The 11,655-nt window shown below is 66.0% G+C and carries 10 protein-coding genes; 9 read left to right on the top strand and 1 reads right to left on the bottom strand.

All coding sequences use genetic code 11. The annotated features are described in order from the left end of the window. Window positions 1-28 precede the first annotated feature (28 nt). From lepB to rarD, 6 genes are read left to right on the top strand one after another with little or no spacing between them, the layout of a single operon-like run. Entirely contained in the window at window positions 29-913 is an 885-nt protein-coding gene (gene lepB / locus ACF3ND_RS12315; RefSeq protein ID WP_394060838.1) for a signal peptidase I, read from the top strand. Continuing rightward, on the top strand, window positions 913-1,671 hold the full coding sequence (gene rnc, locus ACF3ND_RS12310) for a ribonuclease III (protein ID WP_394060836.1): 759 nt from the start codon (window positions 913-915) through the stop codon (window positions 1,669-1,671). Before lepB ends, rnc begins: the two co-directional genes overlap by 1 nt. Beyond that, window positions 1,668-2,558, top strand: coding sequence for a GTPase Era (gene era, locus ACF3ND_RS12305; RefSeq protein WP_394060834.1), 891 nt, complete (start codon window positions 1,668-1,670; stop codon window positions 2,556-2,558). Before rnc ends, era begins: the two co-directional genes overlap by 4 nt. After that, window positions 2,551-3,141, top strand: coding sequence for a DNA repair protein RecO (recO, locus tag ACF3ND_RS12300; RefSeq protein WP_394060832.1), 591 nt, complete (start codon window positions 2,551-2,553; stop codon window positions 3,139-3,141). The genes era and recO overlap by 8 nt, the downstream gene beginning before the upstream one ends. A 1-nt stretch (window position 3,142) precedes the next feature. Next, entirely contained in the window at window positions 3,143-3,745 is a 603-nt protein-coding gene (locus tag ACF3ND_RS12295) for a PIN domain-containing protein (protein WP_394060830.1), read from the top strand. Continuing rightward, the gene (gene rarD / locus ACF3ND_RS12290) at window positions 3,742-4,641 is read left to right on the top strand and encodes an EamA family transporter RarD (protein ID WP_394060828.1); all 900 of its coding nucleotides are present in this window, start codon (window positions 3,742-3,744) and stop codon (window positions 4,639-4,641) included. The genes ACF3ND_RS12295 and rarD overlap by 4 nt, the downstream gene beginning before the upstream one ends. 117 nt (window positions 4,642-4,758) lie before the next feature. Here the strand turns inward: rarD and cueR are convergent, their stop codons facing one another. Continuing rightward, complete coding sequence (cueR, locus tag ACF3ND_RS12285; RefSeq protein ID WP_394060826.1) at window positions 4,759-5,253, bottom strand: Cu(I)-responsive transcriptional regulator; 495 nt, start codon at window positions 5,251-5,253, stop codon at window positions 4,759-4,761. A 379-nt stretch (window positions 5,254-5,632) separates the two neighbouring features. Between cueR and ACF3ND_RS12280 the strand changes: the two genes are divergently transcribed. From ACF3ND_RS12280 to ACF3ND_RS12270, 3 genes are read left to right on the top strand one after another with little or no spacing between them, the layout of a single operon-like run. After that, on the top strand, window positions 5,633-6,868 hold the full coding sequence (locus tag ACF3ND_RS12280) for an efflux RND transporter periplasmic adaptor subunit (protein ID WP_394065835.1): 1,236 nt from the start codon (window positions 5,633-5,635) through the stop codon (window positions 6,866-6,868). Next, entirely contained in the window at window positions 6,865-10,041 is a 3,177-nt protein-coding gene (locus ACF3ND_RS12275; protein WP_394060824.1) for an efflux RND transporter permease subunit, read from the top strand. Before ACF3ND_RS12280 ends, ACF3ND_RS12275 begins: the two co-directional genes overlap by 4 nt. A 21-nt stretch (window positions 10,042-10,062) precedes the next feature. Further along, on the top strand, window positions 10,063-11,616 hold the full coding sequence (locus tag ACF3ND_RS12270) for an efflux transporter outer membrane subunit (RefSeq protein ID WP_394060822.1): 1,554 nt from the start codon (window positions 10,063-10,065) through the stop codon (window positions 11,614-11,616). The last annotated feature ends 39 nt before the right edge of the window (window positions 11,617-11,655 follow it).

Genomic DNA, 11,655 nt, shown 5'->3' with positions numbered 1-11,655 from the left:
GCTGGATTAACTTCTTTAAAGGAAACCGATGAGCTGGGATTTCGCTCTGATTTTGTTCGTGCTGCTGGTGGTGACCGGCGTGATCTGGTTTCTGGACCGTTTCTCCCTGCGCCCGCGCCGGCTGGCCCGCGCCCAGGCGGCCATGGACGCCGTGCCCGTCACGGCCGGCATGGACCCGGAGGACAACCAGCGCCTGCGCCAGGAAGCCTACGACCGTGAAAACCGCATGCCCTGGTGGATCGAGTACGGCGTCAGCTTCTTTCCCGTGATCCTGTTCGTGTTCGTGCTGCGCTCCTTCATTTTCGAGCCCTTCCGCATTCCCTCGGGCTCCATGCTGCCCACGCTCAAGAGCGGCGACCTGATCCTGGTCAACAAGTTCGAGTACGGCATCCGCCTGCCGGTCACCGGCACCAAGGTGATCCCCATGGGCCAGCCCGAACGCGGCGACGTCATCGTGTTCCGCTATCCCGTGGACACCGATGTGGACTACATCAAGCGGGTGGTGGGCCTGCCGGGCGATCGCGTGGACTACCGCGACAAGGTGCTGTCCATCAATGGCGAGCCCGTGACCCAGGTGCGCAATGGCGACTACTACGAGCCGGACCGCACGGTCTACATCGGCCGCTACCTGGAGGAACTGGGCAAGACCCAGCACAACATCCTGCTCAACAAGACATTGCCGCAAGGCCTGATGCCCATCGTGGCTTTTCCGCATCGCGATTCCTGCGAATACTTCGTCGACGGCGTGTCCTGCGTGGTTCCGGAGGGCAATTACTTCGTGATGGGGGATAATCGCGACAACAGCCTGGACAGCCGTTACTGGGGCTTCGTGCCCGACGAGAACGTGGTCGGGCGCGCTTTCTTCATCTGGATGAATTTCCGCGAACCGGGGCGCATCGGCCGCTTCCACTAATGAAACGTTTATCTTTGCTTGAGGCCGCCATCGGCCACTCTTTCAAGGACATCGCGCTGCTGGAGCAGGCGCTGACGCATCGCAGTCACAGCGCCCGCCACAACGAGCGCCTGGAGTTCCTGGGCGACTCGGTGCTGAACTTCACCGTGGCGGCCCTGCTGTACCGCCGCTTCGAGCGCATCGACGAGGGCGACCTGTCCCGTCTGCGCGCCAATCTGGTCAAGCAGGCCGCGCTGGCGCAGATCGCCAACGAGCTGGACCTGTCCGAATACCTGCGCCTGGGGGAAGGGGAGCTCAAGAGCGGCGGCTTTCGCCGCCCGTCCATCCTGGCCGACGCCGTGGAGGCCATCTTCGGCGCGGTGTTCCTGGACGCCGGCTTCGCCCAGGCCGAAGCCGTCATCACCCGGCTGTACGAACCCATGCTGGTGGATGTGGACCCCAAGACCCTGGGCAAGGATCCCAAGACCTTGCTGCAGGAACTGTTGCAGGGCCGCAAGCTGGACCTGCCGGTGTACACCGTGGTGGCCACTCATGGCGCGGCCCACGACCAGATGTTCGACATTGAATGCACCATCGCCAAGCTGAACATCCACGTCCAGGCCAGCGGCAGCAGCCGCCGGGCGGCCGAGCAGGCCGCCGCCACCCAGGCCATCGCCTTGCTGCAGGCCCAGCTGCCGGCCAAGACCACGCGCGCTTCGCGTCATCGCCGCCCGTCCCAATTGGCTCTGCCTGTGGCGGTGTCCCAGGAGAATTCATGACAGACCAAGCTTTTCGCTGCGGGTTCGTCGCCATCGTCGGACGCCCCAATGTGGGCAAGTCCACCCTGGCCAACGCCCTGATCGGCAGCAAGATCTCCATCGTCTCGCGCAAGGCCCAGACGACCCGGCACCGCATCAACAGCGTGCTGACGCGCGAGCACGACCAGATCGTCTTCGTGGACACGCCCGGCTTCCAGACCCGGCATGGCGGGGCCATGAACCGCATGATGAACCGCGTCGTCAACCAGGCGCTGGCCGACGTGGACGTGGTCGTGCACGTGGTCGAGGCCGGCAAATGGTCGGCCGCCGACGCCGAGCTGCTGCCCATGCTGCCCAAGGGCGGCAAGACCATCCTGGTGGTCAACAAGGTGGACGCCTTGAAGAGCAAGAACGAGCTGCTGCCCTTCATCGCCCGCCTTTCACAGGAATTCGAGTACGGCGCGGTCATCCCCGTGAGCGCCGCCAAGCGCGTGCAGCTGGACCAGCTCCTGGACGAGATCGCCCAGCGCCTGCCCGAAGGCGAAGCCATGTTCGATGCCGAGACCATCACCGACCGTTCGGTGCGCTTCATCACTTCGGAGCTGCTGCGCGAGAAGATCTTCCGCCTGGTGGGCGACGAACTGCCTTACGGCTGCACGGTCGTCATCGAGCAATGGGAAGAGAACGACCATGGCGCGCGCATTTCCGCCTGCGTGGTGGTGGAGCGCGAGAGCCATCGCCCCATCCTGCTTGGCGCCGGCGGCATGCACATGAAGCGCATCGCCACCGAAGCCCGTCAGGACATCGCCAAGCTGATCGACAAGCCCGTCTACCTGGATGTGTACATCAAGGTGCGCAAGGGCTGGTCCGATCGCGAAGCGGCCTTGCGCGAACTGGGGTATGAATAGTCGCCGGCAGCGTTTTCAGGACGAGCCCGGCTACATACTGCACACCAGCGCCTGGCGCGAAACGTCCCTGATCTGCCAGGCCTTCACGCGCAACCACGGCCTTGTGCCGCTGGTCGCCAAGGGGGCCAAGCGACCGCATTCCGTCCTGCGGCCCGCCTTGTCGGTCTTCCAGCCCCTGCTGCTCAGCTGGACGGGCCAGAACGAGGTCAAGACCCTGACCCGGGCCGACTGCGCCGGCATCCGGCCCCTGAAGGGCAGGGCGCTGATGTCGGCCTGGTACATGAACGAGCTCCTGATCCGCCTGCTGCCGCGCGAGGATCCGCATCCGGTGCTGTACGATGCCTACGAGGCCGCCCTGGCTCATCTGGCGCAGCAGCCCCGGCCGCCGGTCGCCGGCGCCTTGCGGCGGTTCGAATGGGTGCTGCTGACCGAGACCGGCTACGGCTTCGAGGACGACATGCCTGATTTCGACGATCCCCTGCGCGAACCCGAACTGCGCATCCGCCTGCGCGAGCGGCTCAACAGCCTGTTGGGCCGCCCCTTGCACACGCGTACCGTGCTCATGCAATTGCAACGCTACTGATATGGCCGCCGCTTCTCCTTCCGTGCTGGTGCTCGATACCTGCGTGCTGATCTCCAACGTGCTGCGCCGCCTGTTGCTGGCCATGGCCGACGCCGGCACATTCCAGCCGGTCTGGAGTCCGGTCATCGGCGATGAGTGGCGCCGCAACGCGGCGCGCCTGTGGAAGGTCATGCCCTTGTCCATCGAGGAGCAGTGGGAGCAGCTGCAGCAGGCCTACCCGCAGGCCGACCTGGGCGATACGACGCCGTTCAAGGACGGACTGCGCCATTCGGACGCCAAGGACTGGCACGTGATCGCCACGGCGCGCGCCGCCCAGCAGCGTCATCCAGGACAGCCAGTGGGCATACTGACGCGCAACATCAAGGATTTCAACCGCTCCGAACTGCGCCGCCTGAGTTTGACGCTCTGGGAGCCGGACCAGTTCCTGTCGCTGTGCATGGAACGGCAGCCCGAACTGATGCGGCGCCTGCTGGAAGGATTGCCGGGGCTGATGGTCACGCCCGAGGCCCAGGCCCTGGACACCGCGACCTTGCTCAAGCGCGATCGCCTGTTCCGCCTGGGCCAGCTGCATCTCCAGATGCCGCCGGCAGGAGCGCAGCCATGAAACAGGGCGTATTGCTGTCCGTTTTCGCCTCGTCGCTGTTTGCGCTGCTGTATTTTTATGCGACGGTGCTGCAGCCGCTCAGCGGCGAGCAGATATTCGCCTGGCGCATCGTGCTGGGCCTGCCGGCCCTGGCCTTGGTCATCACCCGGGCGCGCCGCTGGCGGGAAGTGCGCTGGGTGCTGCGCCATTGGCCGGGCAACTGGCGCTACTTCGCCTTGCTGGGCCTGGCCGCGGCCCTGGTTGGCGTGCAACTGTGGATCTTCGTCTGGGCGCCGCTGCACCAGATGGCGCTGGACGTGTCGCTGGGCTATTTTCTGCTGCCCCTGATGATGGTGCTGGTGGGCCGCCTGTTCTACAAGGATACCCTGACGCGGCTGCAGTGGCTGGCGGTGGCCCTGGCGGCGGTCGGCGTGCTGCACGAGCTCTGGCGCGTGGGCAGCGTATCGTGGGCCACGGCCGTGGTCGTGCTCGGCTACCCGCCGTATTTCATGCTGCGCCGCCATCTGCGCCTGGGTTCGCTCGCCTCCCTGTGGTTCGACCTGAGCTTCCTGTTCCCGCCCGCCTGCTGGCTTCTGTTCGTGCAGGATGCCGGCATGTGGGGGGAATTCATCCAGCATGCGCGCCTGTTCTGGCAGGTGCCGGTGCTGGGGCTGATCAGTTCCGTGGCGCTGGTCAGCTATCTGTCGGCCAGCCGCAAGCTTCCGCTGGCGCTGTTCGGCATCCTGGGCTATGTGGAGCCGATATTGCTGTTCTGGGTGGCTTTCCTGCTGCTGGGCGAGCCCATGAGTCCCGACCAGTGGTGGACCTACATCCCCATCTGGATTGCAGTGCTGCTGGTCGCGCTGGAGGGCGGAATCCGCTGGTGGCGCACCGAGCGCGCCGCGGCGCGCGGATAGGCCCATTCCCCGGAAAGCAGACGCCCGCGCTGATGCGGCTGACAACGCGGGCGCCTTCACGTCGTTTCGGCAAGACGGGGCGGAACGGCGACGGCTGGCGCGCCGTCCTTCAGACGTTCAGTGCTGGCCTGCACATTGGCATTTCTCCTCAGCCAGGGCGATATGGCCGCGGGCGCGGCGCTCAACGGCGCCGGTACGTGCTTCCCGATCCTGGAGGCCAGGGTCGGGCTGCTGCAATTCGTTCAGAATCGGGCAGTCGGACCGGTGGTCGCCCGCGCAGGAGTCGATCAGCGCCTTCAACGATTGCGCCATCTGCCGCATGTTTCCTATGCGCCGGTTCAACTCGGCGATGTGCTGCTCGGCCAGGCGCTTGACGTCCGCGCTCTGGCGCGACTGGTCGTTCCACAGGTTCAAGAGGTTGCTGATCTCGGCCACCGAGAATCCAAGGTCGCGGGCGCGGCGAATGAAGTGCAGCCGGTGGATGTCGGCAGGGCCGTAGGTACGGTAGCCTGAGTCGGCCCGGCCGGCGGGGGGGATCAGGCCGATTTCCTCGTAGTAACGGATCATCTTGGCAGAGATTCCGGAAGCCTTGGACGCATCGCCGATGTTCATGAACTTTCTCCTTTCTCAGTGCGCAGCGGTGGATGTCGATGGCGCTGGGCGCGCTCTGTGGCTGCTTGCCATGGCTGCAATTCGACATGGCACAGCTTGAGGCTTGCCATGATAGGAAGGTCAAGCCCTGTCCCTGGCCGGCGGAACCCGGCTTCTCGCTTTCAGCGCCGGGATGCCTGGCGCCCGGCGGCCATGAGCCGGACGGCAGGCGCGCCCGGCCTGCCTGTGCAGCGGTGCGTCGTGTGATTATGCGACGAAGCAATTTTCAGCAGAAGGAAGGCTTGACCTTCCCGTCGTTGTAACGCTCAGCCTTGCCTCAAATTCCTGCAGAGACGCTTCGGAAGGGCCGAAGCCCTGCAGCATGTAAAGGGGCATGTTCATGCGTCAAAAATTCAGAATCGCTGTGGCGGCGGGCATCATCGCGGCCCTCGGGGGGACGGCGTTCGCTGCCCGCGACGCCGTCAAGGACGAAGGCAAGGCCGCGGCGCCCCCAAGGGAAGCGCCCGCAGGCGCGCCGGCGGCGCCGCAGGTGCCCGTGGCCGAGGTCATCACGCGTTCCATCGCGCCCGCCATCGAATTCACGGGCTTTCTTGCCGCTCCCAGGACCGTCGAACTGCGTTCACGAGCGGGCGGGGCCGTCGAGGCGGTCAGCGTCCCCGAAGGCGGGCTCGTGCGCAAGGGGCAGTTGCTGTTCCAGATCGACCCGCGTCCGTTCCAGGTCGCGCTGGACACCGCCACGGCAAACTTGCGCCAGGCCGAGGTGCTGGCCAGCCAGGCCCAGGCTGATCTCGACCGTGCCGAGCGGCTGGTGGCCACCGGCGCGGTCTCGCGCAAAGCCTATGACGATGCCGTCTCCGCGCGCAGGGCGCGGCAGGCGCAGGTGCAGTCGGCCCAGGCGGCTGTTGCTGCGGCACGGCTCGACCTCTCCTATGCACGCATTACCGCGCCGATCTCCGGACGCGTGGACCGGGTGCTGGTGACCGAGGGGAATCTGGTCAGCGGCGGCGCGGCAGGCGCTGCCACGCTGCTGACCACGATCGTGTCGATCGATCCCTTGCACGTCTATTTCGACATCGACGAGGCCACCTATCTTGCCGCCGTGAGAGGGGCCCGGCCTGATGCCAAGGCAAACGCGCCAGCGATGCCCGTCGAGGTAGGCCTGGCCACCGACGAGGGCTTTCCCTACAAGGGAGTACTCGACTTCGTGGGCAACAGGATCGATCGCAGCACGGGCACGATACGCGCGCGCGCCGTCGTGCCGAACCCCGATGGCCAACTGGCGCCGGGGCTGTTCGCCCGCGTCAGACTGTCCACCGGCGCCGCGCGCCAGACCATCCTCATCGACGACCAGGCCGTGGGCGCCGACCAGGGACGCAGCTATGTGCTGGTCGTCGGTCCGGACAGCCAGGCCCAGTACCGGCCGATAGAACCCGGCCCGGTGGTGGATGGCTTGCGCGTCGTTCATGGCGGCTTGCAGGCCGGCGAGAAGATCATCATCAAGGGCCTGGTCCGTCCCGGCATGACCGTCGCGCCCCGCATCGTACCCATGCAGCAGGCGGCGCCGGCGCTTGCGGGGCCGAGCGGCGAGGCCGGCGCGCAGGAGGCCGGCCGATGAACTTTCCCCGCTTTTTCATCAATCGGCCGATCTTCGCCATCGTGCTGTCGGTGCTGATGCTGATCGCCGGCGCGGTGGCTTTCCTCCAGCTGCCGCTGAGCGAGTATCCTTCGGTCACCCCGCCCACGGTACAGGTCACGGCAAGCTATCCGGGCGCCAACCCCCAGGTGATCGCCGATACGGTTGCCTCTCCCCTGGAGCAGGCGGTCAACGGCGTGGAGGGGATGCTCTACATGAACTCCCAGATGGCGACCGACGGCCGCATGGTGCTCACGATTTCGTTCAAGCAGGGAACGGATCCCGATATGGCGCAAATCCAGGTGCAGAACCGCGTCTCGCGCGCCTTGCCCCGGCTGCCTCAGGAAGTCCAGCGCATCGGGGTGGTCACGCAGAAAACCTCGCCCGACGTGCTCATGGTCGTGCACCTGGTCTCGCCGGGCAAACGCTATGACCCCCTCTATCTTTCGAATTTCGCCATCCGGCAGGTTCGCGATGAGCTCGCGCGTCTGCCCGGCGTGGGCGATGTCCTGGTCTGGGGGGCGGGGGAATATTCCATGCGGGTCTGGCTCGACCCGGCCAGGGTCGCCGCACGCGGGCTGACCGCGAGCGAAGTGGTCGCCGCCATCCGCGAGCAGAACGTCCAGGTCGCCGCCGGGTCGGTGGGGCAGCAGCCGGACGCCTCGGCCGCCTTCCAGGTCACCGTCAATACCCTCGGCCGCCTGACGAGCGAGGAGCAGTTCGGCGACATCATCGTGAAGACGGGCGCCGAGGGGCAAGTGACACGCCTGCGGGACGTCGCTCGCGTCTCGATGGGCGCGGACTCCTACGCCCTGCGCAGTCTGCTCAATGGCGAACCGGCGCTGGCGATGCAGATCATCCAGAGCCCCGGCGCCAATGCGCTCGATGTGTCCAGCGCCGTGCACGCCACGATGAAGAAACTGCAGCAGGACTTTCCGCAGGATATCGAGTACCGGATCGCCTACGACCCCACGGTCTTCGTGCGTGCATCGCTCGAGTCCGTTGCCATGACCCTGCTGGAAGCCACCTTGCTGGTGGTCATCGTCGTCGTGCTTTTCCTGCAAACCTGGCGCGCCTCGATCATACCGCTGGTCGCCGTGCCGATTTCGCTGGTCGGCACCTTTGCGCTCATGCACCTGTTCGGCTTTTCCTTGAACACGTTGTCGCTGTTCGGCCTGGTGCTGTCGATCGGCATCGTGGTGGACGACGCCATCGTGGTGGTCGAGAACGTGGAGCGCCACATCGCCCTGGGCCAGTCGCCCAAGGATGCGGCGCGCAAGGCCATGGATGAAGTTACAGGCCCCATCCTGGCCATCACTTCGGTGCTGGCGGCGGTCTTCATCCCTTCGGCGTTCCTGTCGGGCCTGCAGGGCGAATTCTATCGCCAGTTCGCGCTGACCATCGCCATTTCCACCATCCTGTCGGCCATCAATTCGCTCACCTTGTCGCCGGCGCTCGCGGCCGTGCTGCTCAAGCCGCACCACGCAGGGGACAGGCCCGACCGTCTGACGCGCGTCATCGACAGCGTGTTCGGCGTATTCTTCCGCCGCTTCAACCGCTTCTTCGACAAGGCTTCGGACGGCTATGTGGGAACGGTGCGCCGCGCGGTGCGCGGCAGCGCCATCGTGCTGCTGCTCTATGCCGGCTTCCTGGCCCTGACCTGGCTGGGATTCCACAAGACACCGGCCGGCTTCGTGCCCGCGCAGGACAAGTACTACCTGGTGGGCATCGCCCAGCTTCCGAGCGGCGCGTCCCTTGACCGCACCGAGGCGGTCGTCAAGGAGATGTCCAGGATTGCGCTGGCCGAGCCCGGCGTCGAGAGCGTGGTGGCCTTCCCCGGCCTGTCGGTCAATGGCCCGGTGAATGTGCCGAACTCCGCCTTGATGTTCGCCATGCTCAAGCCCTTTGGCGAGCGCAAGGATCCGTCCTTGTCGGCCAATGCCATTGCAGGCAGGCTGATGGGCAAGTTCAGCCAGATCCCGGATGGCTTCGTCGGCATCTTTCCGCCGCCGCCCGTGCCGGGCCTGGGGGCGATGGGCGGCTTCAAGCTTCAGATCGAGGACAGGGCGGAGCTGGGCGTCCAGGCCCTGGCGCAGGCGCAAGGCCAGATCATGGCCAAGGCCATGCAGGCGCCGGAGCTGGCGAACATGCTGGCGAGCTTTCAAACCAATGCGCCTCAGCTGCAGGTGGACATTGACCGGGTGAAGGCCAAGTCCCAGGGCGTATCGCTGACCGAGGTGTTCGACACTTTGCAGGTGAATCTGGGCTCGCTTTACGTCAACGATTTCAACCGGTTCGGCCGCACCTACCGGGTCATGGCCCAGGCCGATGCGCCCTATCGCATGCAAGCGCAAGACATTGGCCTGCTCAAGGTGCGTAATGCGGCAGGGGAGATGATTCCGCTCTCCGCCCTGGCGACGATCACGCGCAGCACCGGCCCGGACCGGGTGATGCACTACAACGGCTTCCCCTCGGCGGACATCAGCGGCGGCCCGGCTCCCGGCTATTCCTCGGGCCAGGCCACCGACGCCATCGAGAGAATCGTCCGCGAAACGCTTCCGGCCGGCATGGTGTACGAGTGGACGGACCTGACCTTCCAGGAGAAGCAGGCCGGCAACTCGGCGCTGTTCATTTTTCCGCTGGCGGTGCTGCTCGCCTTCCTGATACTGGCGGCCCAGTACAACAGCTGGTCGCTGCCATTCGCGGTGCTGCTGATCGCGCCCATGGCGCTGCTGTCCGCAATCGCGGGAGTCTGGATCTCAGGAGGCGACAACAACATCTTCACGCAGATCGGCTTCGTGGTGCTGGTCGGCTTGGCGGCCAAGAACGCCATCCTGATCGTGGAGTTCGCTCGCGCCAAGGAAGACGAAGGCGCCGACCCGCTGAGCGCCGTGCTCGAGGCGGCGCGCCTGCGCCTGCGTCCTATCCTGATGACTTCGCTGGCCTTCATCGCCGGTGTCGTTCCGCTGGTGCTGGCCACCGGCGCCGGCGCAGAAATGCGGCATGCGATGGGCATTGCGGTGTTCGCCGGCATGCTGGGCGTGACGCTGTTCGGCTTGCTGCTGACGCCCGTGTTCTACATGGTGGTGCGCCGTCTGGCTCTGCGTCGCGCGGCCCGTGGCTCCGTCACGGGGATGAACAATCAGAGTGCATGACAGCCGGGAGGACATATCGACATGAAAACATCTTTTGCACTGACCCGAAGAACCAGGATGCCGGCGCTGCTTGCCGTGACGGCCGTACTGGCCGGATGCTCCCTGACGCCGACGTATCAGCGCCCGGCAGCGCCTGTCGATCCGGCCTATCCATCCGGCGCGGCCTATGCTCAGACAGCGTCCGGGAGCCCCGGCGAGGCGAGCGCCGCCGACATAGGCTGGCGTGATTTCTTTCGCGATCCGCTGTTGCAGCAGCTGATCGCCATTTCCCTGGCCAACAACCGCGATCTGCGCAAGGCGGCGCTGAACGTCGAAGCCGCCCGGGCGCAGTATCGTATAAGGCGTGCCGACCTGCTGCCCCATCTTGGAGCGGGTGCGGATGGCGCTGCCCGGCGAGTGCCGGCAGACCTCGGCCCGGCCGCAGACGCCACGATAGACCGCAGCTACCAGGTTTCGGGCATTGCGTCCTGGGAGATTGATCTGTGGGGGCGCATCCGCAGCCTGGGCGAACAGGCCCTGGCGTCCTATCTGGCGCTCGATGAAACTCGTACGGCGGCCCAGTTGAGCCTGGTCGCCGAAGTGGCGAAGACCTATCTGACATTGCGGGCCGACCAGGAACTGCTGGGCCTGACTCTAGAAACACTGAACGCTCAACAACGCTCTTTCGATCTGACCGCGCAGCTGGTCGAAGCCGGCGGCGCCAGCCAGATCGATCTGCGCCGCGCCGAGATGTCGCTGCGCAGCGCGCAGGCAAACCTGGCGATGTATGTCCGGCTGGCTGCGCATGATCGCAATGCCCTGGTGCTGCTCCTGGGGCAGCCATTGACTCCGGACCTGTCCCGCCTGCTGGATGAGGCCGTGACGCTGCCCGACGGCCTGGTGCCCGCGGACTTGCCGGCCGGCATGCCGTCCGATCTGCTGGTACGCCGGCCTGATGTACGGGCTGCCGAATATCAGCTGCGCGGCGCCAATGCCAGCATCGGCGCCGCACGGGCGGCCTTCCTGCCCGCGATCAGCTTGACGGGGGCGGCCGGCACGGCCAGCGCGAGCCTGGACGGCTTGTTCGAGGCAGGTTCGCGCACATGGAGCTTCATGCCTCGGATCACGCTGCCGATCTTCAGCGGTGGTGCGCTGAAAGCCAAGCTGGACGCGGCGACCGTGCGCAAACGCATCCAGATCGCTGCCTATGAAAAAGCCATCCAGACGGCCTTCAGGGAGGTGGCGGATGGTCTGGCCGGCAAGCGCACGCTGGATGATCAGATCCGGTACGGGCGGCAATTGGCGGCCGCCAGCCAGGAAGCCTATGAGCTGGCCCGGCAGCGCTTCACGGCAGGCGAGGATGACAATCTGAGCCTGCTGGATGCGCAACGCACGCTCTATGGCGCGCAGCAGACTCTGGTGCGCACGCGCCTGGCGCGCGCAAGCAACCTGATCGATCTCTACAAGGCCCTGGGCGGAGGCTGGTCGGAGCAGACGGTGCAGCCCGCCGTTGCTGCCATGCGGATCCCCAGCGGGCCTGAGCAAGAAGCGGAAAGGATCTCGCCCGGCGCAATACAGGCAGCCAGCCGCCCTTGATTGCGCCGCCGTGGCCAGGCCCGCTTCCAGCGATGGACC

The sequence above is a fragment of the Alcaligenes sp. WGS1538 genome, assembly GCF_043187505.1.
In the GTDB taxonomy this organism is placed as follows: domain Bacteria; phylum Pseudomonadota; class Gammaproteobacteria; order Burkholderiales; family Burkholderiaceae_B; genus Alcaligenes.
The sequence above is the reverse complement of the archived record's forward strand: the minus strand, read 5'-3'. Positions and strand labels throughout refer to the sequence as shown.